The sequence below is a fragment of the Streptomyces sp. NPDC111507 genome (genome assembly GCF_055638955.1).
The window spans coordinates 102927-126662 of record NZ_JBVKBU010000005.1 but is presented as its reverse complement, the minus strand read 5'-3'; the positions used below and the strand labels follow the sequence as shown (position 1 = coordinate 126662).

The 23736-nt window shown below is 71.6% G+C and carries 17 protein-coding genes; 8 read left to right on the top strand and 9 right to left on the bottom strand.

The window, feature by feature from the left end; genetic code table 11:
- Positions 1–224: 224 nt before the first annotated feature.
- Positions 225–893, bottom strand: coding sequence for a Type 1 glutamine amidotransferase-like domain-containing protein (locus tag ACZ7M2_RS21680; RefSeq protein ID WP_471596629.1), 669 nt, complete (start codon positions 891–893; stop codon positions 225–227).
- Between the two features lie 225 nt (positions 894–1118).
- Here ACZ7M2_RS21680 and ACZ7M2_RS21675 point away from each other — a divergent pair, with 225 nt between their 5' ends.
- The 5 genes from ACZ7M2_RS21675 to ACZ7M2_RS21655 are packed head-to-tail and all read left to right on the top strand — an operon-like array spanning position 1119 to position 8512.
- The gene (locus ACZ7M2_RS21675; protein ID WP_471596628.1) at positions 1119–1622 is read left to right on the top strand and encodes a hypothetical protein; all 504 of its coding nucleotides are present in this window, start codon (positions 1119–1121) and stop codon (positions 1620–1622) included.
- Positions 1592–3010 (top strand): hypothetical protein, encoded by a 1419-nt coding sequence (locus ACZ7M2_RS21670; protein ID WP_471596627.1) that lies wholly within the window; start codon positions 1592–1594, stop codon positions 3008–3010. Before ACZ7M2_RS21675 ends, ACZ7M2_RS21670 begins: the two co-directional genes overlap by 31 nt.
- Positions 3007–4458, top strand: a complete 1452-nt coding sequence (locus ACZ7M2_RS21665; protein WP_471596626.1) for a vWA domain-containing protein — start codon at positions 3007–3009, stop codon at positions 4456–4458. Before ACZ7M2_RS21670 ends, ACZ7M2_RS21665 begins: the two co-directional genes overlap by 4 nt.
- 59 nt (positions 4459–4517) lie before the next feature.
- Positions 4518–5630 carry an ATP-binding protein gene (locus tag ACZ7M2_RS21660; RefSeq protein ID WP_352050774.1) on the top strand — a complete coding sequence of 371 codons (1113 nt, stop codon included), beginning with the start codon at positions 4518–4520 and terminating at the stop codon, positions 5628–5630.
- Between the two features lie 32 nt (positions 5631–5662).
- A complete protein-coding gene (locus ACZ7M2_RS21655; protein ID WP_471596625.1) occupies positions 5663–8512 on the top strand; it encodes a DUF5682 family protein in 2850 nt (949 codons plus the stop codon).
- Positions 8513–8552: 40 nt separating this feature from the next.
- Here the strand turns inward: ACZ7M2_RS21655 and ACZ7M2_RS21650 are convergent, their stop codons facing one another.
- The gene (locus tag ACZ7M2_RS21650; protein ID WP_471596624.1) at positions 8553–9905 is read right to left on the bottom strand and encodes an SGNH/GDSL hydrolase family protein; all 1353 of its coding nucleotides are present in this window, start codon (positions 9903–9905) and stop codon (positions 8553–8555) included.
- Positions 9906–10227: 322 nt separating this feature from the next.
- On the opposite strand from ACZ7M2_RS21650, the gene ACZ7M2_RS21645 reads away from it, so the two are divergent.
- Both ACZ7M2_RS21645 and ACZ7M2_RS21640 read left to right on the top strand, forming a co-directional pair.
- A complete protein-coding gene (locus ACZ7M2_RS21645; protein WP_471596623.1) occupies positions 10228–13203 on the top strand; it encodes an aminotransferase in 2976 nt (991 codons plus the stop codon).
- Positions 13204–13211: 8 nt separating this feature from the next.
- Positions 13212–14243, top strand: a complete 1032-nt coding sequence (locus tag ACZ7M2_RS21640) for a LacI family DNA-binding transcriptional regulator (protein WP_471596622.1) — start codon at positions 13212–13214, stop codon at positions 14241–14243.
- A gap of 194 nt (positions 14244–14437) precedes the next feature.
- On the opposite strand, the gene ACZ7M2_RS21635 is transcribed toward ACZ7M2_RS21640, so the two are convergent.
- The 7 genes from ACZ7M2_RS21635 to ACZ7M2_RS21605 all read right to left on the bottom strand — a co-directional run bounded on the left by ACZ7M2_RS21635 (position 14438) and on the right by ACZ7M2_RS21605 (position 22062).
- Complete coding sequence (locus ACZ7M2_RS21635; protein WP_471596621.1) at positions 14438–15352, bottom strand: aminoglycoside phosphotransferase family protein; 915 nt, start codon at positions 15350–15352, stop codon at positions 14438–14440.
- Between the two features lie 363 nt (positions 15353–15715).
- Complete coding sequence (locus ACZ7M2_RS21630) at positions 15716–16705, bottom strand: alpha/beta fold hydrolase (protein WP_471596620.1); 990 nt, start codon at positions 16703–16705, stop codon at positions 15716–15718.
- 187 nt (positions 16706–16892) lie between these two features.
- Complete coding sequence (locus tag ACZ7M2_RS21625) at positions 16893–17249, bottom strand: DUF6204 family protein (protein ID WP_471596619.1); 357 nt, start codon at positions 17247–17249, stop codon at positions 16893–16895.
- A gap of 158 nt (positions 17250–17407) precedes the next feature.
- The gene (locus ACZ7M2_RS21620) at positions 17408–18139 is read right to left on the bottom strand and encodes a 2OG-Fe(II) oxygenase (RefSeq protein WP_471597006.1); all 732 of its coding nucleotides are present in this window, start codon (positions 18137–18139) and stop codon (positions 17408–17410) included.
- A 20-nt stretch (positions 18140–18159) separates the two neighbouring features.
- Positions 18160–18669 (bottom strand): methylated-DNA--[protein]-cysteine S-methyltransferase, encoded by a 510-nt coding sequence (locus ACZ7M2_RS21615; RefSeq protein ID WP_471596618.1) that lies wholly within the window; start codon positions 18667–18669, stop codon positions 18160–18162.
- 239 nt (positions 18670–18908) lie between these two features.
- A complete protein-coding gene (locus ACZ7M2_RS21610) occupies positions 18909–20858 on the bottom strand; it encodes a phosphatase PAP2 family protein (protein ID WP_471596617.1) in 1950 nt (649 codons plus the stop codon).
- A gap of 298 nt (positions 20859–21156) precedes the next feature.
- Positions 21157–22062, bottom strand: a complete 906-nt coding sequence (locus ACZ7M2_RS21605; RefSeq protein ID WP_471596616.1) for an N-acetylglucosamine kinase — start codon at positions 22060–22062, stop codon at positions 21157–21159.
- Positions 22063–22393: 331 nt separating this feature from the next.
- Between ACZ7M2_RS21605 and ACZ7M2_RS21600 the strand changes: the two genes are divergently transcribed.
- Positions 22394–23527 (top strand): ROK family transcriptional regulator, encoded by a 1134-nt coding sequence (locus ACZ7M2_RS21600; protein ID WP_471596615.1) that lies wholly within the window; start codon positions 22394–22396, stop codon positions 23525–23527.
- Positions 23528–23736: the final 209 nt, after the last annotated feature.

The window sequence follows — 23736 nt, the reverse complement described above, 5'->3', positions numbered from 1 at the left end:
GCGAGGCGGTCCCTGTTCATCAGTGCCTCCACGACGGCCTTCAGCGGAGGCGGCCGTCACCTTGGTGACGAGGCGCCTGACCCGCTGCAAGTCCCGTCCTGCGAACGGCGCGATGTCAGCCCGTACTACCTCGCGCAAGCCGCCTGACGCGGGCGCTCACCCCAGCAGCTCCGCGCCTCTGAGCGCCGCACTGCACCCTCCGGGGCTCGCCACCACGCGTTGAGTCACGGATGGAACCGCCACCGACCTTCGGAAATGACATCCACCTTGTCGTCCCGGACGCGAATGGCCGTCTCGTCGTCGATGAAGTAGATCGGGAAATCCGCCCGCGCGGCGATACGGGCAGCCCAGGCGTCGTCCCGCTCGGGGAAATCCGGCGAGTACAGGTGGGGCTTGAGATACCAGTCGAAGAGGCCGAACGGCGGTTCCACGGTCGTCGCGCCGAGCACGTTCAGGTCCATGGTGTCCCCGATGACGTCGGCGGAGTGCCCGGTCAGGTTCCGGCTGAAGATCATTGATCCGGCGCTCACCCCCACATAGACCCGGCTCTCCAGCGCCTCCAGGAAGCCGTCGGCCAGGTCGTTGCCGGTGATGCTGCGCGCGAGGTGGTAGTGGCTGCCGCCCTCGACATAGATGACGTCGGCGTGGAGCAGCCGGTCGAGCACCATCTGCCGGGGCAGGCCGTTCAGCTCCAGGACATCGAACTCCCGCCAGCCGAGGCCGTGCAGCCGGTTCATGTCCTCGACGACCCACCCGTGGTCCCCGGGCTCGGCGACTGACGCCGTGGGAACGAACACGACGTTCGCCGATCCGAACGGCTTTCCCAGCATGTCCCGCAGCGCGTCCCGCAGTGTCTCGTTGCGCAGGCCGCTCGCCGTCAACAGAAGGTTCATCGGGCGAGCCAAGCACGGTCAACGGGCGCGCGCAACGAACCCCAGAACCCGCCCCTACCGTCATGGCATGGCCGCATCAGGAACAAGCGCTGACGGCGTCGCGCACCGACCCTGCCCGCCTCGGAGGTCGTCCGCGAAACGGCGTTGTCAGTGGTCGCCACTATGTTCAGTCGTGTCCCGCCGAAGTGGCGCGGAAGTCCCCTCTGATGCATAGGAGATGGTGCGTTGTCGGATTGGGAGAGGTCGAGCACGGCACGGGTGACAGTGCCCGCGCGGCCGCGGAAGCTCGCCAAGGTGCCCTTCGTCGAGCTGGCCGACGGACGCCTCCAGGGTGTGGTGTCCAGCGGCTCGGACATCGAGCGGGTCTACGTCTCGTCGGTCGCGGCCGGCACCTACGCGTTCGCCTGCAGCACCAACAACAACCGCCCCTGCGGCGGCGCGCGGGGTATGTTCTGCAATCACATTCGGGCCCTGATCAACGAGGCGGTGCTTCAGTACGGCGCCGAGCGCGTCGCCCGCTATCTGAGGGTCGAGCTCGCGGACGGTGAGCCGAGCGGACCGGCCATCGCCCACGTCATGGACCACACACGACCGGCGCAGGGAGACACCAAGGCCGCCGCGCCCGTCTTCAGCCGGTTCCTGCGCCACCTGGCCTATCTCGAACTCGTCCCGACCACCGCGCCGTTGCCGGAGATGCAGTGGTTCCCGCCGACCAGGGCGGTGGCGTGATGCGCGCGGATCTGCTCTCCGACCCCATCGCCGGGCTCGACGAAGCGCTGGCGGCCGTCGACGCCTTCGACCAGACTCTTGTCGCGGGCCTGCTCCGTCCGCAACCCGCCCAGGCCGCCGGTCTGACCGAGCTCGCGCACGCCGTCGCGGGGACACCGCTGGCCGCCCGGGTCTCCGAGGCGGCGGCGAAGGCGGCGGCCGGAGCAGCGGGCGAAGACCACTTCGTCGCCCTCGCCGCCGCCCGCACCGCACTGCTCGGCTCCGTCCACGACGCACTGATGACCCGCGTCACCGAGGCGACCGGTCGCCCCCGCGGCGAGGAGACCGTCCCGGCAACCGGTGGGCGGCAGGCGGCGAACCTGCTCGCCGCCGCCCGCGCCTGGCTCTGCGATCTCGCACGCGCCGGATGGCAGGGCATCGACCACGAAGTGGTCTCCGGGGCGGCGCAGGTCGTCTCCGCGATGCTTCCGGACCCGTCCCTGCGCCGACCGGCGACGCTCCTCGACGGCTTCGCCGCCGAACTCGCCGCGTCCTGCCCGGGCTCCGCCCTGGAGCGGATCCCGGCACGCCGCTGGGGCGACCTCTGGTCACGCGGGATACTGCTGACGCTGCCCGGTGCCGCCGACGTGCCCGCGCCGGGTACCGCCACCGGTCGTCTGCTGCCCCTGGGAGTCGACCTCCAGGAACACGCGACCGCGGCACAGGCCCAGGTCCACGCGGTGTTCGAACCGGCCGACGGCTCCGCGCCCGGCCTGGTGCGCGCCACCGTGTCGGTGCCGAAGCCCGACACGGTCGTCGGAGCCGGCCTCTGGCAGCTGCTGCGGCCGCACATGTCGCTTCTGGCAGCCGTCGGCGAAGGCCGCTCGATGGAGCTCACCGACATGCCGGTCACCGCCGAGGGCGACCTGATCTGGAGCGACGAGCACGCCCGCCCGAGCGAGCCCGCCGACGCCTTCACCACCGCCCGCGTCGCCCTGCCCACCGCCACCGACCCGGCGACCGCACCGCTGGACCGGCACCCGACGCGCATCGTCGTCCCCGTGTTCCTGGAGGGCTACGCCGCCCAGCAGGAGGACGAGACAGTGACGTTCACGGTCGCCGGACACCCTCTCGCCGTCGACACCGACCGCGTTCCGACCGCCGGCCCGCTCACCCCCGAGTCCGTCGCGACATCGAACGCCTGCATAGGGCTGCTCCGCTGGGACGCCGGAACGTATCGCGTCCAGCCCCTGGCCGTCGAGACGACCGTGCGGAAGAAGCCCGTCGCGCTCCACGCCGGGGCATGGGCCGGGGGCACGACCGACAAGGTCGGCGTCAAGGCCGAGAAGGCCGCGACCGATGCCGTGGCCGTGCTGCGGGAGCGCGCCGGAAGGCTGCTGCGGAAATGACCGACGCGACGACCTCACCCCAACCCCACCCCGAAGCGGACCTTCACGACCCTCACCACTCTCACGACAACCGCCGTCAGGTTCTGTACTGGCGGCTCCTCGCCCGGCTCTTCGACCACGAGGAGCAGGCGACGCTGGAGTCGGCGAGCCTCGCCGTCGTCGAGGACATCGGCCTGCCGTCCGCGCTGCTGGACCCGGGCGCCTCCGTCGACTCGATCGTGCAGCGCCACCCGGACCTGGCCGAGGAGTTCGACGGTCTGATGGTGCCCGAGGCCGACGACGAGGCCCGGGACCGGGCCGCCGAAGTGCGGCGCGCGGCACTGGTGTCGAAGGTGCTGCTCAACGTCTTCGCCGCCGGCACCGGCACGGTCACCGCCGGACAGCTGGCACGCTGGCAGTCCGACGCGGGCTGGCTGGAGCGCGCAGTCGGCTGCAAGCCGGGCGAACTGCGCGGTGGCCGCGCCGGCGCGGGGTCCGGGGCAGGCACCGCGGGACCCGGGGTCAGCCCGACCGGTACCGGCGGCCCGGGCACGACCCCCGACCTCAGCCGGCTGATTCCGGCGATCGGCCCGGAACTCGGCGCGATCGAGGCCGATCTCGTCAAGCGCATGCGCCTGCGCGAGGTGCTGGCCGATCCCCGGCTCGCCGCGCAGCTGACCCCGAGCATGTCGCTGATCGAGCAGTTGCTGCGGGACAAGAACAACCTGTCTGGCGTGGCCCTGGCCAACGCCAAGGCCCTGATCCGCCGATTCGTCGACGAGGTCGCCCAAGTGCTGCGCACCCAGGTGGAGAAGACCACGGTGGGCGCGCTCGACCGCTCGGTCCCGCCCAAGCGGGTGTTCCGCAACCTCGACCTCGACCGCACGATCTGGAAGAACCTCACCAACTGGAGCCCGGAGGAGGAGCGGCTGTACGTCGACCGCCTCTACTACCGGCACACCGCACGCAAGACGACGCCGCAACGGCTGATCGTCGTCGTGGACCAGTCGGGCTCGATGGTCGACTCGATGGTGAACTGCACCATCCTGGCCTCCATATTCGCCGGGCTGCCCAAGGTGGACGTCCACCTGATCGCGTACGACACCCAGGCGCTCGATCTCACCGCATGGGTGCACGACCCCTTCGAGACCCTGCTGCGCACCAACCTCGGGGGCGGCACCGACGGCACGGTCGCCATGGCCCTGGCCCAGCCGAAGATCGCCGAGCCCCGCAACACCGTCGTGGTGTGGATCTCCGACTTCTTCGAATGGCGGTCCGAGCCGCTGTTCGACAGCATGGCCGCCATCCACCGCTCGGGAGCCAAGTTCATTCCGGTCGGCTCGGTGACCAGCTCCGGCCGCGGCAGTGTCAACCCGTGGTTCCGGGAGCGCTTCAAGGACCTCGGTACGCCGGTGCTCTCCGGCCACATCCGCAAGCTCGTCCACGAGCTGAAGACGTTCCTCGCCTAGGCATCCCGCCCGCTCAGACACTCCTCGCTCATCATTTCTCCGTTCAGAAAGGCCCTGTGATGTCCGACCTGTTGCGCGCCCCCGCCGAGATCAAGTTCGCCGAGGAACTGGACTGGCTGGAGTCGATCGACGACAACCCCAAGCCCTTCTCCTGGCGGCTGTCGCCGAAGATGGTCCGTCTGTTCATCCTGGGTTCCGAGCGTTCCGACGGCCTGGACCGGGAGATCTCGCAGAAGTGGTTCGGTGACCGCAGCTTCGTCGAGCGCTCTATCGTCACGCTCGCCTCCGACCGTGGTCTGCTGCTCATCGGCGACCCCGGCACCGGCAAGAGCTGGCTGGCCGAGCTGCTGTCCGCCGCGATCTCCCGCAACTCCACGCTGGTGGTGCAGGGTACGGCCGGCACCACCGAGGACCACATCAAGTACTCCTGGAACGTGTCCATGGTCATCGCCAAGGGGCAGTCGCGGGACTCGATGATCCCGTCGCCGATCATGACCGCGATGGAGACCGGCGCGATCGGCCGTTTCGAGGAACTCACCCGCTCCACCAGTGACGTCCAGGACGCGCTGATCTCGATCCTGTCCGAGAAGTACATCTCGGTCCCGGAGCTGGACAGCGACAACATCGTCTTCGCCCAGCCCGGCTTCTCGATCATCGCCACCGCCAACAGCCGTGACCGGGGGGTCAACGACCTGTCCTCGGCGCTCAAGCGCCGCTTCAACTTCGTACGCATCCCCGTGGTGACGAACAAGAAGAGCGAGGCGGAGATCGTCCGCTTCCGCACCGAGGAACTGCTGGGCCGTCACCAGATCGAGCTGGACGTGCCGCCGACCCTGCTCGACGTGCTGCTGCAGAGCTTCGCCGACCTGCGCGCCTCCGCGGCCGCGGCCGGCAGCGACGACGAGAAGCTGGAGTCCGCGCTGTCCACCGCCGAGCAGATCGGCGTGCTCGAGGACGCGATCCTGCACAGCAACTTCTTCGGCGAACGCGCCCTGACCGCCCACACCCTGGCCTCCTCGCTCGTCGGGTCACTGGCCCGGCGCGAGCCCGAGGACCTGGCCATCCTCAACAAGTACCTGCACGGCGTGGTCGAGCCGCGCAGCAAGGAAGAGGGCGGATCCTGGCCGGAGTTCCTGGAGGGCGGCCGCGACGCGATCGCCACCCTGTCATGAGCGGCACGCACGAGAGCACGCGGGACGGGACCATGAGCGGCGCACACAAGAGCACGGACAGGACCACGCACAGAACCACGCACGAGTCCACGCACGAAGGCACCTTCGAAGCGCTGCGCGCGCAGTTGCAGGGGGCCGCCGCGACGCTGGCCGACGGGCCCGACGCCCTGGAGGGCATCCTCCTCGGCATCGTCGAGGACGTCGACCGCGCGGTACGCGAGCCCCTGGAGATCTTCCCCGTCTGCCACCACTCGCCCGCCTCCGCGCTGGCCATGGCACGCCGCCTGCGGGAGAAGCAGCCGAAGGTCGTGTACCTGGAGCTGTGTGAGGACATGGCGCCGCTGCTGACCGAACTGCGCAACTGCAGGCTCCCGGTGGCGGTTCAGGCCTTCGCGTCCGAGATCGACGGCTTCCCGGCGGAGTGGGCTCCGCTGTCGGTGGTCGCGCCGATCACCGAGGCCTCGGCCGAGTACCAGGCGATCGCCTACGCACTGGACACGCCCGGTGTCGAACTCGTCCTCGTCGACCGTTCCTCGGACCACGTCTTCCAGTGGGACGCACGCGGGACGCAGGCCGGCGAGCCCGCCGACCCCGACGCCCCGCCCGTCGAGGAGGAGGCCGCACTGCACGGCGACGCGGTCGGCGTGGAGATCGGCGACCTGCGCCCGCGCTTCGCCGAACTGGAGGAACACCTGCTGCGGCACGGCAGGGTGCGGCACTGGTCGGAGTGGTGGCACCAGTACGTCGAACTGCCGCTCGGCGACAGCGACCACGACACCTACCGCCAGGTGATGCTGCTGATCGGCAGCCTCTTCCGGCGCCTCGCGCCCGGCGACCCGCACCGGGTGCGGGTGGACGAGGACCGCGAGCGCTACATGTGGACCAGGATGCGCGAGCACCTGGCCACGACCGGCACCGATCCCGACGACTGCCTCTATGTCTGCGGAGCCTTCCACGCGGCCAGCCGGGTCGAGGAGTTCGGCGTCCACGGCACCGACACCTTCGAGATCACCCCGCGCAGCGCGACCAAGTGGCAGCACGGCCTGATCCCGTCCAGCCACGCGGCGATCGAGGCGCAGTTCGGACTCGCCGCCGGTTCGGTGTCGATCGCCGCGACCGTCTGGGCGAAGAACGTCAGCCGTACCCGTGTGCGGCCCTACCGCCTGGCGGGACAGGCGGGCGCGAAGAAGTCGAGGGCGAAGAAGACCGTGGCCGCGGCGGCTCCGGTACCGGCGCTCCCACCCGCGGACAAGCTGACCGGCTTCCTGCGGCGACCACCCGTCCTCGACCGGCTGGACGAGGACGAACTGCTCGGCTGGTCCGTGGAGATCGTGCGCGCAGCGCGCCGCAACGGCTACCTCGCCTCCACCGCCGACGCCATCGCCGTGTTCGAGACGTCGATCCTGCTGGCCGGGATGCGCGACCGGGCCAGGCCGACGCCGTACGACTTCCAGGACGCCGCCGTCACCTGCATCGAGAAGGATGCCGTGCCGGGCCGGCGCGATGTGCGCCGGCTCGTGGAGATCATGATGGGCGGCGACCGGGTCGGCCAGGTCGGCTACGACGCGCTGCCACCGCTGGCGCGCGACGTGCACGACCGGCTCGCGCCGCTGAACCTCAAGCTCCAACAGCGCGGCGTGCAGAGGGCGTTGCTGAACACAGCCGCCCAGCCGGAACTGGAGCGTTGCTCCGACGTGCTGTGGATGCTCCGCCATCTGCTGCCCCAGGGTGCCGCGCGGCCGATCATGGGCGAGCGGACGCTGGGGGAGCGGTCGATCCAGGAGTCGTGGGACCTGGCGCTGGGCACCCACCAGCGTGCGCTCATCGAGCTCGGCTACGAGGGCGTCAGCATCGAACAGGTCCTTGAACAGCGTCTGCGCCGGACGGCGTACGGCCCGCAGGCCACCACGGCGACCGTTCTGGGAACCGTCGAGGACGCGACGCTGTATCTGCGCAGCCGCCGCCTCGCGGACGAACTGGGCACCCGCGCGCTGGAGGTGCTGGCGACCGAACGCAGCGTCGACGGCGCGCCGGAGGTGCTGCGCCGGGTGCGCCGGCTGCTGGCGTACTACCGCACCAGCGAGCCGACGCTGCCGCCATGGATCGAGTCCTTCGTCAAGACCGGGTACGCGCACTACTGCACGCTGCTGCCCACGGCGTTCACCGACGAGGACGCCACCGTCGGTCACGTGGCGGCGATGCTGGGCTTCCTGTTCAGCATGGAGAGCCTGGCGCTGTCGCTGGGCTGTGACCGTACCCAACTGGAACTGGCCGTCGGCCAGTCGCATCCGGCGGACCCCTCGAAGACGGCGCTGCTGTGGGCGGCGCAGACACAGCTCGGGAACCTCTCCCGGGCCGACCTTCGGGCGAGGTGCGACGAGTTGCTCGGCAACCCTCTGGTGGTGCCCGCCTATCCGCGCTACCTCAGTGGCTTCGTACACGCCCTGGAGCCGGTCCCTGCCCTCACCGACTTCGTCGTGGAAGCAGTGTCGAACGCGTTCGGGCGGCTGCCGGACCCGGTGCTCCTGCCCTGGCTGCCCACACTGATCACTACTTTGCGTGCGAGCGGCACAGAGCTGGCCCCGCTGCTGATCCGGGAGGCCGGACGGATCTTCCCCGGCCGGCTGGCGGCGCTGGACGCGTGGGTGCCGCCGTGGCGGGCGCAGTCGGTGCCGGAGGCCGCGCCCTCGGCGCGCGGCGCGGACGACGGCCCCGGCGCCGCGCTGCTCGCCGCCCACCCCGCGACCTGCGAAGCGGTGGCGAGCCTACTGGGCTGTGAGGGTACGTGGCGGACGGCGGCCCCCGGCCCGTCCGGGGCGGCGCTGCTCGGTCTTCATCCCGATACGGCGCTGGCATGGGAGGCGCTGCTGGCCGGCCCCTGACATCGGGCCCGAGAAGGCTCGTCCGTATGCCAACCGGGTGCTAATCGAGGCCGAAGTCCCCAGGAAGGGGAGCGAGTCGGAAGAGTCGCGCGGGGACGGCGTCGGCGAGGAGCTGGTAACCGGCCGGATTGAGGTGGAGGTGGTCGCCGACGTCGATCGCGGTCCGCAGACGGGCCGGTTGCCGGGGGTCTCGGGCCGCCCGGTCGAAGTCGACGACGGCGTCGAAGCGGCCGCTCGTGCGGATCCACCGGTTGACCGCCTGCCGGGAGGCCTCCCGGTACCCGGCCGCGTCGTCGTACCCGGTGTTGCCCCCGAAGGGCGTCAAGGTCGCTCCGTACACCCGGATGCCCTGTGCGTGCGCCCTCACGACGATCTGTTCGTAGGCCGCGATCAGATCCGCCGTGACCTGTTTCTGGGCGGCTTCGGTGGGCTCGGCGGTGCCGATGTCGTTGACGCCCTCGAAGACCAGCAGCCACGCGACACCACTCTGCGCGAGGACGTCACGGTCGAGTCGGGCGAGAGCATTGGGCCCGAGACCGTCGTGGAGCACGCGGTTGCCGCCGGCCGCCTGGTTGAGGATCGCGACCCCGGCCGAACCCTCCTCGGCCTGCAACCGCCTGAGCAACTCGTCCGGCCAGCGGTTGTTGAGGTTGGTCGTGGAACCGCGGCCGTCGGTCAGCGAGTCGCCCAGCATCACGGCCGCCGCCCCGGTGCGAGGCGACCAGGTCTCGACGCCGCTGAGGAAGTACCAGTGGTCGGTGGGGGTGGCTCCGGGCAGGTCCTCGTCCCCGGCGTGGTTGCCGGCCAGGAGGTAGGAGGTGGTCCGGGATCCGGGGTGGGAGGTGATGCTGGTGGACGCCTGACCCTCGGCCAGGTAGGCCGTCACGGTGAGGTTGGCCCCCGGGGCGAGGTCGAAGTCCAGGGGGTCGGAGACCATGGGGGCTCCCACCGGAACCACCACCGAGGAGCGGCCGCCGAAGGTCACCGGCCGAGAGGTGCCGGGCCGGATCGCGCTGACGCCCGCCTGCCCGTCGAGGGGCAGCGCCACGGAGACCGAGGTGATCGGCAGCTCCGCGCCGCCGAACGCGTTGGAGAAGCGCAGCCGCAGATGCCGTCCGCCGACCGACACATGGATGGTCTGCCGCAGGGTCGCGTCGGCGAGCACCCGGCCGTCCCGCGTGAACGGTGCGGGCGGCATGTTGGCGGGTTCGGTGAGCTGAGGCATGGAGACCCAGGTGTTCACCCAATGCCCGTTCGACGGCTGATGCGTTTCAGCGGGGCGAGACGACCCGAGGCCGGCGTCCGCCGCCCGCACGGCGGACGAGGCGACCACGAAGGCGGCCGCGAGTAACCCCGCGACCACCAGGCTGACGATCGACGATCTTCGATTCATGGATGTGCGCCCTCCCTGTTCCCCGTGCTGCGGGGTTTTCAGTGATGCCGGTGAGGAAGCTGAACCGGTTCAGTGGCGCACGCTAAGGCATCCCGCCGGGAGGCCGGGCTACGCTTCCCGGCCGTTCTGCACGGGGCGGCTGCCGGGCGGCTGCGGAGCAGCTATGGGGGGCGCCTGCGGGGGTCTGCGGGGCGGTTGTGGGATCGCCCACGGGGCCGTTGACACACCTCAGCGGGCGAATCTACGGTTGCCGGAACGTTCCGGCACGCCTTGCGCAGGGCCCCGCGCACGTGCGGCGTGCCGAACGGAAGCGAGCGACCCCATGGGCATCCCGTCCGCCGACTGGCTGGTGCGGCCGATCGGTCCTGTCGACGAAGCCGCGGTGTCGGCGCTGCTCGCGGAGCGGTTCGGGGTGACAGGAACTGTCCACGACCTGGGCAGCCAGCAGGACCGCAACTACCGCGTGCGTACGGGGACGGGGGACTACGTCCTCAAGATCGCGAACCCCGCCTCGGACCCGTCCGCACTGCGCGCCCAGTGTGCGGCCGTGGAACGCCTGTCCGACGCGATGTCCGGGCTGAGGCTGCCGCGAGCCCACGCCGGCGTCGACGGCGAGGTGGTGCAGCGGCTCAGCGCGGGCGGTGCGGATCTCGTATGCCGTCTGCTGGACTACGTGCCCGGTGAGCCGATCATGGACAGCCGCTTTCTCGCACCACCGGTCGTGGCCAGGCTCGGCGAACTCGCCGGACGGGTCGTGGCCGGGCTCGCCGACTTCGCGGGCGTGGAGCAGGAGCGGCCCCTGCTGTGGGATCTGCGCAACGCGCTCACCGTCGTCGAGACGCTCGCTCCCCACCTGCCCGACCAGGAACGGGCCGCGTGCGTACTGCGCGCGTCCCGGGCCGCGCACACCCTGCTGGAGCCGTTCGTGGACCGCCTGCCGGTGCAGGTGATCCACGGTGACGTCACCGACAACAACGTGGTCTGCGAACCGGCTGCGGACGGTCGCCGGATGCCGGTCGGCGTGATCGACTTCGGTGACCTCGGTCTCGGCTGGACGGTGGCCGAACTGGCGGTCACCTGCGCCTCCGTGCTCCACCATCACGGGGCCGGGCCGGCGTCGGTGCTGCCCGCCGTGCACGCCTTCCACGCGGTGCGACCTCTCGCGAACGAGGAAGTGGACGCGCTGTGGCCGCTGGTCGTGCTGCGGACCTCCGTCATGGTGGTGAGCGGCCAGTACGACACCCTGCTGGACCCCGGCAACGGTTACGCCTCGGTGGCGCTGGACCGCGAGTGGGCGATGTTCGAGGCCGCGGTGTCCGTCCCGGCCGAGGTGATGACGGCCCAGCTGCGGTATGCCCTCGGCCGCCCGTCGGCGCAGCTCCTGCCGGTGGCCGAACATACGCTGCTGCCTGGCCTGCCGGACGACGTGGCGAGCCTCGACCTGTCCGTGTCGAGCGAGGAGCTGCACACGGGACGCTGGCTGGCGCCCGACGCCGAAACCTCCCTGGCCCGGGCCGCCCTGACGGCCGGACACACGGCGGCACGGACCCGGCACGGTGAATTCCGGCTGACCCGCACCACCGTCGACGACTCCGTCCCCGCCGCGACCTGCGCACTCGGCGTGGAGCTCCACCTCGGCGGTCCGGCGGAGATACGGGCACCCTGGGCGGGCACAGTCACCCGGCACGGCGACACCGGCGTGACGCTGCACACCGGAGGCCTGGACCTGCTGCTGGACGGAGTCGACGCGGAGGTCCAGCCGGGCCCCGTGGACTCCGGGCAGCAGCTCGGGACGGTGGCCGCCCGCGAGGGCGTACGGGTGCTGCGCGTCCAACTCTTCCGGCCGTGCGCCACCGGGGGCCGACCGCCACGGTTCGCGCCGCCGGAACTGGCCGCCGGATGGCTGGAGGTGTGCCCCGACCCGACCCGCCTCCTCGCCCCTGACGCCCCTGACGCGCCGTCCTCCGCTCCCGACGACGCGCCGTTCTCCGCCCGTGACGCCCAACAGGCCATCACGGAAGCGGAGTTGCTGGAGCGGCGTGAGCACTCCTTCGCCACCGTCCAGGAGCACTACTTCGAGACGCCGCCCCAGATCGAACGCGGCTGGCGGCACCACCTGGTGGACACCCGGGGCCGCGGCTACCTCGACATGCTGAACAACGTGACCATCATCGGCCACGGCCACCCCGGGCTCGGTGAAGCCGTGCATCGGCAGTGGCAGCGGCTGAACACCAACTCCCGTTTCCACTACGCCTCGGTGGTCGAGTTCTCCGAGCGACTCACCGGACTCCTCCCGGCCGAGCTGGACACCGTGTTCCTGGTCAACAGCGGTTCCGAGGCCGTGGACCTCGCGCTCCGGCTCGCCTGGGCGGCGACCGGACGACGGGACGTGGTCGCGGTGGAGGAGGCGTACCACGGCTGGACCTACGCGAGCGACGCGGTGTCGACCTCGATCGCCGACAACCCGAACGCGCTCGCCTCACGACCGCCGTGGGTGCACACCGTCGCGGCGCCCAACTCCTACCGGGGCCGCCACCGGGGACCGCAGTCGCGGCGGTACGCCCCCGAAGCCGCCGCCAGGATCCGCGAACTGGCCGCCCAGGGGCACCCCTTGGCCGCCTTCGTGTGCGAGCCGTACTACGGCAACGCGGGCGGCATGGCCCTCCCCGACGGATATCTCCGGCAGGTGTACGAGGCCACCCGCGACGTCGGCGGCCTGTGCGTCGCCGACGAGGTCCAGGTCGGTTACGGCCGGCTCGGCTCGCACTTCTGGGGATTCGAACAGCAGGGTGTGGTGCCGGACATCGTCACCGTCGCCAAGGCGATGGGCAACGGGCATCCGCTGGGCGCGGTGATCACCCGACGCGAGATCGCCGACGCCTACCGTACGCAGGGCTACTTCTTCTCCTCCGCGGGCGGCAGCCCGGTCAGTTCGGTGGTCGGGCTCACCGTCCTGGACGCACTGCGCGACGAGGACCTTCAGACCAACGCCCGTGAGATCGGCACCTACCTGAAGGACCGGCTCCTCGAACTGGCCGAGCGGCACGCGCTGATCGGCGCGGTGCACGGCTCGGGGCTGTATCTGGGCGTCGAGTTCGTCCGGGACCGCGAGAGCCTGGAACCGGCGACCGAGGAGACGGCCGCGATCTGCGACCGGCTGCGGGAACTCGGCGTGATCGTCCAGCCGACCTCGGACCGGCAGTGCGTGCTGAAGATCAAGCCGCCGCTGTGTCTGACCCGGCGGAGCGCCGACGTGTTCGCCGACGCGCTGGACGACGTGCTGACGCACGGCTGGTGACACGGGAGATGCCGACCCCCGGATCCGCGGCCGTGCCCTCGCCCCGCTCCGGCACCCCGCCCACGATCGCCGACGTGGCACGTGCGGCCGCGGTCTCCAAGACCACGGCCTCGGACGCCCTGCGCGGTCACGGCCGGGTGTCGGGACCGACCCGCGAGGCCGTGCTGGAGGCGGCCCGGCGGCTGGGCTACGCGCCCAACCGCAGCGCCCGCAGCCTGCGCACCTCCGTCACGGACACCGTCGCGCTCTACTTCCCGGAGTTCCTGACCAGCGCCGAGTACTCCATGGCGTTCGTGTTCGGAGTGGCCGAGCGTGCCGCGGGCGCGGGTCTGAACGTCACCCTGCTGTCCTCGGGTCATCTGCCGCAGCACGGTACGGCGCCGCCCCAGGTGGACGGGCTGGTGCTGTGCGACCCGGCCCCCGAGGACCCGGTGGTCCGGCACCTGATGAACACCGGGCTGCCGGTCGTGACGGCCGAGCGGTACGCCGGTGACCCGCAGCCGACCGGGGTGGTCCGTTCCGACCACGAGGCGTCGATGACCGAACTGCTCGGCCATCTGCGCGACTCCGGCGCCCGGCGGCCCGCGCTCATCGCCTCCGAGGCCACCTCCGACTGGTCCCTCACCCTCCAACGGACCCACGCCCGTTGGTGCGCGGACCACGGCATACCCCTCGTCCTGCGCAAGGCGCCCGTCGGTGCCACCCCCGAGGTACTGCGAGGTATCGCGCGGGACCTGCTCGCACAGGAACCCGGGACCGACGCCGTCGTGTGCGCTCCCGACGGCGCCGCCGCGGCCGTGCTGCCCGAACTGCGCGCGGCGGGCCGCACGGTGGGCGGGGACCTGCTGCTGGCGTCCTGCGTGGACTGCTCGGCGATGCGCACGGCGGAGCCGGCGATCACCGCGATCGACCTGCGCCCCCGCTCGATGGGATCCGAATGCGCCCGCCTACTCTGCGAGATCCTGGCCGGCCGGACGCCACCAGGAACCGTGCGCACCCTGCCCGTCGCACTGAACGTCAGGGCATCGACCCGCACCTGAGCGCTCCGCTGGAAGTGCCGGGATGTGCCGTCGATCGTCTGTGGCGCCCTCGTGGCCGGTCGCGCGGTTTCCCGCGCCCCTTCAGGGCGCTGCCGAACCGCAGCGGACTTCACCCGACCCGCTTAGCGACACCGCGCTCGGCGCACTCGCCACCTCACCTCTCCGCTCGGGGCCGTTACCTGGAGGGGGCTCGCTCACGCGGCATCCCCCCGTTCCAGCCGGGCCAGGGTCGCGCGGCCGCGGGCGACGATCTCGGGATCGTGGTGGGGGACACCCCAGGAGATGGCGCTCACGGCGTCGAGCGCGGCCAGGCACCGCAGGGAGCGCTGCTCCTTGTCGGTGAGCTCGCGGCCGTAGCCCTCGAAGAACGCGGCGCGCAGGTCGGGCCGGCCCACCCACGGGCCGCAGGCGAGGCGGACGATGTCGAAGACCACGGCATGCGGCCGGGCCCGCTCCAGATCGACCACCGCCAGCGTGCCGGGCCCGGTGTCGAACAGCCAATTGCGTTCCTGGAAGTCGCCGTGCACGTAGCCGTGGGGCAGCGGGTCCAGCCGCGTCAGCTCGGCGGCGTGGCGGCGTACGGTCTCCCGTTCGCGCTCGCCGATCAGTCCTTCGGCACTGTCCAGGTGCCGTTCGGCGCTGTGGACCGCACGGGCCACCTCGGCCACCGCTTCGGCGTGGTCCTGGGGGCTGAGATCGCGCGGGCCGCCGTGGAAGCGGCTCAGCCAGACACCGGCCTGCCGGTGTACGGCGCGCTGCCGCGCCGGAGTGAGCGGGAGCGACGTCACTCCCTGCCCGGGCACGGCGGTCAGAAGCAGTGCCTGCCACTGGGGGTTCGTCTCCACGAGCCGGGGCACCGATCCCCGCCCCAAGGCGGGAGCGGTCTGCCGATAGGCCCGGGTCTCGCGGGCGAAGAACTTCGGTGTGGGCGAGATCTTCACGAAATGACGGGCGCCATCGCGCTGGTGGGTCACTTCCCACACCTGGGACCCGGGCCGGGGGTGTGAGGCATCGCGTACGACGGTGAGAGGGCCGAGGACGCTCTCGGCCCACGCGTGCACGGCGTCGGGAAGCGTCTTCGAGCCTGTCAGTGGATTCGAGTCGGTCATGCCCCCCACCTCGGTGCCCTGCCTGAGGTATCCGCGACGGAGACGGCCACGGCGTCAACACCGTGCACGGTGGGCGTCACCGCGGTCCGGGGCGCGGTGGCGGGCTGTTCGAAAGCGGGCTGGGCAAGGGCGGGAGCGGGGATGGGATTCACGGTTCCTCCTACGGTGACGACGATGAGTGGGTGCCTCAAGAACGCACCTGATCAAGAAGCCGTCACGGGTGTAGGAGGGCGAATCCTCAGACGAAGGTTCGAGTGGTCGTGCTGGACCTAGGGGGCGTTGGGTGATGCGGTCGTGATGTGGCGTTCGATCCACTCGCCCGAGGTGAGTCACCCGATCGAGGGATTGCCCCGGTGGGGAGCGTCACTTGTCGCTCGTGACCCGGGCGAGCCAGTCGATCAGGATGCGGTTGACGTCCTCGGGCCGTTCCTGCTGGATCCAGTGGCCGCAGTCGTCGAGGAGGTGGGAGGAGAGCAGACCCGGCAGGGTGGTGGGGTAGGCCGCGATCGCGTCGGCCAGCCAGGTGGTGGACGCGTCCCGACCGCCCCCGATGAACAGCGAGGGCTGGGTGAGGGGCGCACCGTCGTGGTCGGCCAGGTCCTCCCAGTCCCGGTCCATGTTCCGGTAGCGGTTCAGGGCCCCCGTCATTCCGGTCCGCTCGAACTCTCCGGCGTAGAGATCGAGGTCGTGCTCGTCGAGCCAGTGGGGGAGCCGCCCCGTGGGAAAGCGGTCGCGCTGCGCGCCGCCGGGGCTCACGAAGTGCGGGTCCGGCGCGCCGGGTGCGGGCATGGTGTCGGCGGACAGCGCCGCGTACAGACCCGCGAGCCAGCCGCGGACGTCGGGCTCGATCTCGGCCTCGGCCCGGCCGGCCTCCTGGAAGTAGGAGACGTAGAACTCCTCGTCCCCGCCCATCTGCGGGAAGATCTCACTGGGGCGCGGGCCGCCGCGCGGGGCGTAGGGCACGCTGAGCAGTCCGACCGCGCGGAACACGTCGGGGCGGACGAGGGCGGAGACGGCGGCGATGTTCGCACCCCAGTCGTGCCCGACGACGATCGCGGACTCCTCACCCAGGGCTTTCACCACCGCGACGTTGTCCTCCACCAGCTCGAGGATCCGGTACGCGGTGGGCGCCTCGGGCCTGGAGGAGCGGCCGTAGCCGCGGACGTCGACGGCGACCGCCCGGTAGCCGGCCGCGGCGAGTGCCGGAAGCTGGTGGCGCCAGGAGTACCAGGACTCCGGAAAACCGTGGACGAGCAGGACCAGGGGGCCCGTCCCCTGCTCCACCAGGTGTATCCGCCCGGCGGGCGAGGGGACAAGACGATGGACGCGGTCTGTTGTGGACGGCTGCGGCACGAATCCTCCCAGGGGGCTCGACGCGTGGCCGGTGCGGTGAAGGGGCCGGAGCGGCCCGTTCGTCGTGCGGCCTCCGGTACTACCGACGATCATGCGGCGGTCGGTGTGGCGCGAGCCAAGCCTGTTGCCGGTTCGGCAAATCCGGCCCCGTGGTCACAGGGCGCGTCGAAGTTCGGCCGAACGCGCCCTAGGAGCCGTGCGCGGCGGCGCGGCGCTGCCGTTTGCCGAGTGGGGCCTGGGACAGGTCCTCGGCCTTCGACCTGAGGTTCTTGTATCCGTAGCCGCGCTCGGTCAGCCACGCCCGCGCGGCGGCCTCGGCGCGCTCGGTCGCCTCCAGGATGTCCTCCTCCGCCTCTCCCGAGTCCAGGAACCGGAACGTGAAGGCGGGCCGGGCCGCGAGGTCGTAGCTGAGGTGCCCCTCGGGGGTGAAGGCGGCGCGCAGCACGTCGTGCTCGGACGCGCGGGCCAGGAGCTCGGCGCGTTGCTCCGCGCCGAGCCCGTCGAAGACGCCGCGGACGGTGACGCGGAAGGTACGTGTGCTCATCCGGCGACCCTAACCAGCGGGCTCGGTGGGACACCACCGCGTTTTTTCGCGGGACGGCCATCGGCTGAACATCACGCCGTGCGCAGTGGGCTCGCCGAAAGCGTGCCTCTCGCCGGGTGCCGGCCCGGTCACCCGCCACCGCCGCTTCGGTGCGGAGGTCACGCGGCGTCGTGGAAGACCAGGCCCAGTGTGTGACGCCGCCCGGAACGGACGGTGCTCACGCCGTGCCGCATCGGTCCGGTCGACCAGCCGCGCCGGGAGGCGACGGGCCGGTCGCGGGTGGTGAAGATCAGCCCGTGCCCCTGCGGGAGGGTCGTGGACGATCCACGCGACTGCGCCCGGGGCCGCTGCTCGGTCATGATGAACTCGCCGCCGGTGAAGTCGACTCCGGGTGCGTCGAGGCCGATGACGACCTGGAGCGGGAACATCATCGCGCCGAACACATCGCGGTGCAGCGCGTTCCAGTCGCCGGGCCCGTAACGCAGCAGGATCTGAGCGGACTTGGCCTGCCCGGCCGCGTGGCACATCGCCAGCCACTCCTCCAGGTCCTCGGGCCAGGGTGCGGGCTGCCGGAGCTTGTCGGCCCAGTCCCGGGCGACGGGCAGCAGCCGCGGATAGAACGCCTCGCGCAACTCCCTTATCGGATCGGGCAGTTCATGGGTGAAGTAGCGGTACTGGCCGGAACCGAAGCGGTGGCGGGCCATGTCGACGGTGGTGCGGAAGCGGTCGGTCTCGTCGTAGAGCGCCCTGATTCCGTGGCATTCGTCGGGGGTCAGCAGCCGAGCGGTCAGTGCGTGTCCGTGCTCGTTCAGCTCGTCGGTCAGTGCGGTCCAGTCGTCGGCCGCGACGCGGTCGGCGACCGGACCCGCCAGGTGGGTGGTGTCGAGCATGTTCATGATGGTGGCGATCCTCAGGTGGCCGGACCTGCGTGCTCCAGGTCAAGGAGCTGCTGCTTGCGCTCCAGACCGGCGGCGTACCCCGTGAGGGAGCCACTGGCGCCGATCACGCGATGGCAGGGGCGCACGAGCAGCAGCGGGTTCGCGCCGATCGCCGTGCCCACGGCGCGCACGGCGGCCCTCGACGCGCCGATCCGCGCGGCGATCTCTCCGTAGCTGACGGTCGTGCCGTACGGGACGGTCTCCACCGCCTTCCACACCCGCTGCTGGAAGTCGCTGCCCGCGCCGCTCACGTATTCGATGTCGAAGTCGGTCAGCGCCCCGTCGAAGTACGCGCGCAGCTGCGAGACGATCTCGGTGAACGCCTTCTCGTCCCTGGTCCAGCCGTCCCGGACGACGGTTGCGGACTTCTGGCCGGGCATGGACAGCGAGACCAGCGCCGTGCCGCCCTTCGCGGTGACCGACTCCTCGCCCACCAGCAGCAGCTCGCCCAGAGGGCTGTCGATCGTTGTGTACACCGGCATCGGTCGTGTCCTTTCGAAGTGTGTCTCCGCTGTCCACTCTGCGCCATGACCGCCGCCTTGGCTGGCGGAAATCGGACGCGGCGCACGGGGCCGAAAGGGCACGGGAACGAGGAGGCACGGGAACGAGGACGCACGGGAACGAAGGCGCACGGAACAAGGCGCACGGAATGAAGAGGACCCGTGGACCGTTCACGCACGGTCCACGGGTCCTGTCACTCAGCTCGTCCCCAGGGCGGGGATCAGCGCTGTACGAGTCGTACGGACAGCCCGTCCACCGAGTACACGGGCACGGCCCGGTATCCGTCCGCCTGGACCGTGATACGGGCGAACTGGCCTCGCAGCGACGACGTCCTGAGCACCGGGACGGTGGTGCCGTGGACCGGCGGGTGGTCGGCGTCCAGCCGCAGCGTGAGCGCGCTGTCCCGGCTCAGTACCACCCGTCGCTCCACCGTCAGCGCGGGCACGCGGCCGGCACGGAGCGTCGCCTCCAGGCTCGCGCCGGACGCCTGCGTGTAGCTGCCGCGCACGCGCGGGGACGACGCCGCACTCACCCGCAGGGTCCCGCCGTCCACCCGCACGTCGCCGCACCCCAGCGCACCCGACGAACCGGCCGTCAGCACGCCCTCCTCCAGCACGGTGCCGCCCGTGTGGGCGTTGTGGCCCGTCAGGGTCAGCGCACCGGTGCCGCGCTTGACCAGTCGGCCGCACCCGGAGATGTCGTTGCGCCAGGTGTCGGCCGCGCTGAAGCCCCCGTCCGCGGCGTTCATGGTGACGTTCACGTCGGATTCGAAGGCCCCGTACCCGTCCGCCGCAGCGAACAGGTTGAGCCGGCCCCACTGCTCGAAGCCGTCGAGGAGCACGTACCCGGAGGGCAGGGCGGTCGTGCGGAGCACCTCGCGGCGCTGGGCGGCGTCGAGGTAGGGCAGCCGCGTCTCCAGCAGGACCTCGGCGCCCTTGGGCACGGTCATGCCCTCGGAGCGGCCGTGCCGGGTGAGGACGTACGTCAGCCGGGGCGTGAGCGCGCGGGCGTTGGCGGCCCGGTCGGCGTACGGGTCGGTGGCGGCGCTCGCGGAGTGCGCGTAGGCGTACAGGGTGTCCGCCGTCGAACCGGTCTGCTGCTGGAAGTACGCGGAAGCCTGGGCGCGTGCCGCTGCCTTGAGGGCGGCGTTGGCCGGGTCGGCCAGCGTGGCGGCGGCCAGGGCCGTGGCCATGATCCGGCCGCCGATGACGTCGACGGTGGAGTGCATGCCCGCCATGATCCGGGTGTGGCTCAGCTCGTAGGCGCGCGCCACCAGCTCCTGGAAGCGCTCGGGCACCGCGTACGCGTACGCCAGCCCCGCCAGGTGGAAGGCATTGGTGTGGCCGCTGGGGAAGCCGCCGTCGTCGACCGCGGTCGTGCCGCGCTGCCACAGCAGCTGCGAAGCGACGATCACCTCGGAGTCGTAGACCGGGAAGCCGAGGGCGTCGACCTTCCCCGTGTCGACGACCTCGCTGTTCTCGTTCATACGCCACGGACGCGGGTACTGGAAGGCGTACTTGCCAGGGTTGCCCGAGGCGTACGGGCCGCGCACCGTGTCCACCAGCTCGGCGACCTTGCCGAGCGCCGAGTCGTGCGAACCGGCGCCCTGCGCGGAGCCCGCCGGAGCGTCGGCCGGCACCGCGTCGTTGATCTTGCCGGCAGGAGTGCCGTCAGGAGCGCTGGTGATGGAGGTGACCGCCTTGGCACCCGTCTTGTACAGGTCGGCCAGCGGGCCCAGTGCGGCGATCATCGCGTAACTCTGGTGCTGCCGGTCGTAGATGAACGCCTCCTTCGCCTGTACGTCGGTGCGGGCGTGCGTGATGTGGGCGCAGTAACGCATGTTGGCGCGCAGCACCTCGGGCATGAGCGGCGTGCCCGTGTTCCAGGCACCGCCGGTCTTCCACACCTTGCTCATGCCGCCGAGGATCCGGACCACCGCGTTGGTCTCGGGCGTCAGGTTGGCGAGGACGTTGGTGGTGTAGTCGTCCACGAAGGCGGCGGGGCGCGTCGCGGCCTTCGCGTCCGCGGCGGCGAGCCAGGTGACGACGGTCGGAGCGGCCAGCAGCCCCGCCGAGGCGCCGAGCGAGTTGCGCAGGAACACCCGTCGGTTCAGGGCGCGTTCACGGACGGGGGCCGAAGGGGTGGACTGCTGCCCGGCTGATGACGGCATGGATGTGCCTCTCCTGAGTGGATTGGGTCCTCCGACAGCCGGGTGAAGTCGTGAAGCGACTGTGCCCCTGTGGTGAGGACGAGTCATACGAGCGAAGATCTACGGCCGATTCATGTCACGCTTGCGAAGCGTGGGGGGCGGCAAAGTGTCGTACGGACGAATGCGCCGACCCTGTGCACCCGCTGTGCGGGCGAACGCGCCTCCAGCGCACGTTACTTGTCAGGCGCCCGCACCGCGGCAACGCATGCTGGCCCGCGGGGCGGCGGTCGCCCCGCGAGCGTCGCGCCACCCCGTCCCCTCACATGAGGGCATGCGCCAACGCCAACGCCCCCTCGACGGGCGCCGCCCGCAGTGGCCTGGGTCGTGCCCCGGGTAGGGACTTGGCGAGTGATGTCGTGAAGGAGGTGTACAGGGCGGGTTGGGAGAGCACAGTGCCGCCGGCGACCACCACGTCGTCGACGGCGACCCCGCGCTCGGCGAGCCGCACGACGAGCGCGGCGAGGGACCGGCCCCCGTCCGCGATCACTGACCGCGCGATCAGGGAACCCCGCTCGGCGGCCGCGAACACGACGGGCGCGTGCCGACCCCACTCGGCCGACACGTCCGTGGCACTCTCCAGCGCGGCGCCCAGGGCGGGCACCTCGCTCACCCCGAACGCCGTGATGAGCCCCTGGGCGAGTTCGTCCGGGGCTTCACCACGGTCGTGCGCCGCCCACACGGCGCGCGCCGCTTCCCGTACGAGACCGGCGGAGCCGCCCTCGTCACCGAGCGCCGCGCCCCAGCCGCCGACCTGAACGGGGCTGCCGTCGGCCAGTCGCCCCACCGCCACCGAACCGGTGCCGGCCACGAGACCGACACCCTTGTCCAGCCCTGCGGCGGGAACGAGGAGTTCGGCGTCGCCCACCACCAGGACGGGCATGTCGAGGACCTCTCGCAGCGCGGCGGCGATGCCGGCGCACTGGCGGGGGGTCTCACAGGCGTGTCCGCCGACGGCCAGTGCGGCTGGGCGGGTGCCGACGGGCAGGGCCTCGTGGACCAGTGCCGTGAGCCAGCGGGCGGCGGCGGCCGGTTCGTGCGGCCGCCAGCCGCTGCTCGGCCGGACGTGATCGGCGACCGGGTCCGCGCCGACGAGCGCGCGCAGATGGGTCTTGGTGCCACCCACGTCGATACCGACCAGGAGCGGGGAGGAAGAAAGGTCCTGCACGGATCCTCTTTCGTCGTCTGGGCGAAGAGCGCCGAAGAGCATGGCACTGTGCCGGGACGGCGGGCGAACCGTATCTGGCAGAACCGAGGTTGCGGGAGCCGAACAAGTCGGGAAGCCCCGGGACGGGCTTCTTGCGGAGCACGGCAGGCGAGTACCGTGGACTTAGTTAGGAAGTTAACTAACTAAGTACAGTGCGTCAAGAGTTGTCACGCAGTCGATCAACGGGACGCCGCCGCAGGGCGGGACCGCGCGGCACGAGGGCATCGCATCGCCGCATCCCGTCACCCGGGGAGTGCGGCCCCTGACCCATGGGGGAACTGTGGAACACGTCGTGGCTGAGGCTCCCCGCCTCACCGAGAGCGCCGGTGCGGTGTTCGCCGTGCTGGCCGAGGCCGGCCGTGCCACCCGGCCGCAGCTCGCGAGCCTCGCGGGCCTGTCCAAGCCGACGGTCTCCGCCGCCGTCGCGGAACTGGAGAGCGCCCGGCTGGCCGCCTGTTCCGGCACCGCGTCCAGCGGTACCGGCCGCTCGGCCGCCGTCTACGGGCTCGGGCCCGCCTCCGGCTCGGTCCTCGCCGTGGACCTCGGCCCGGCCCGCACCCGGGTGCGCGGCTGCGCCCTGGACGGCACCCTGCTCGCCGAGGCAACCACCCCCCGGACCAGGGCCCCCGACGCCGTGCGCGAGGCGCTGGCCGCGCTGCCCGCCGGCGCCCCGCTGCGGGCCATCGTGGTCGCCGTCGGTGACGTCACCGAGCCCGACCGCGCGGGCACCGGCATGCGCCCGGCGACCGCCAAGGCCGGGCCCGCCTTCGACGCCGTGTCCGTCGCGCTGCCGGCGGGCGTGCCGGTCCACCTGGAGAACAACGTCAACTGCGCGGCCCTCGCCGAACTGCATGAGGGCGCCGCCCGGGGCCGTCGTACCTTCGGCTATCTGCGGATCGGTGTCGGTGTCGGTCTCGGCATCGTCATCGGCGGCCAGGTGCTGCGCGGGGCGAATGGCGCGGCCGGTGAGCTGGCCCGGCTGCCGTATCCCTGGGACGACGACCGGGAGCCCCGTCAGGAGGCCCTGGAGGCCTACGTCGGCTCGCACGCCCTGCTGCGCCGGGCCGCCGAGGCCTGGCGGGATACCGACGGCCCCCGCCCCCGTACCGTCGAGCGGCTCTTCGCGCTGGCCGCGGCGGGTCGGGAACCCGCCCGTGGGCTCGTCGCCCGGCACGCCGCCGACGTGGGCCGGCTGGCCGCCGCGGTGGCAGCCGTACTGGATCCGGGACTGATCGTCCTCGGCGGCAGCACCGGCGCGGATCCCCAGCTCCTGCCCGGGGTACGGGCCGAACTGGGCCGGCTCAGCTGGCCCACCGAGGTGGTCAGCAGCCAGATCGGCGATCTCGGTACCGTGGTGGGTGCCGCCCGGCTCGCGGTGGCCAAGGGAGTCCAAACCGTGACCGAAGGCGCGCAGATGAAGGATTGACGGCTTCCTTATCGGTCTGCCAATGTCCGGACAAGCGCTTTCTAAGTCGGCCGGGACGCCGACTCCGGGTGAGCCTTCAGCCCGTACGCGAAGTACGGCAGCCGCACGAGGGCGTGCTTGTGCGACGTCGGCCTTCATGGCCGGGGACCCCACCCGTCAAGGCGACACGGCCGGGCGAGGCCGTGCCCCCGGAAAGCGAAATCCCCCGC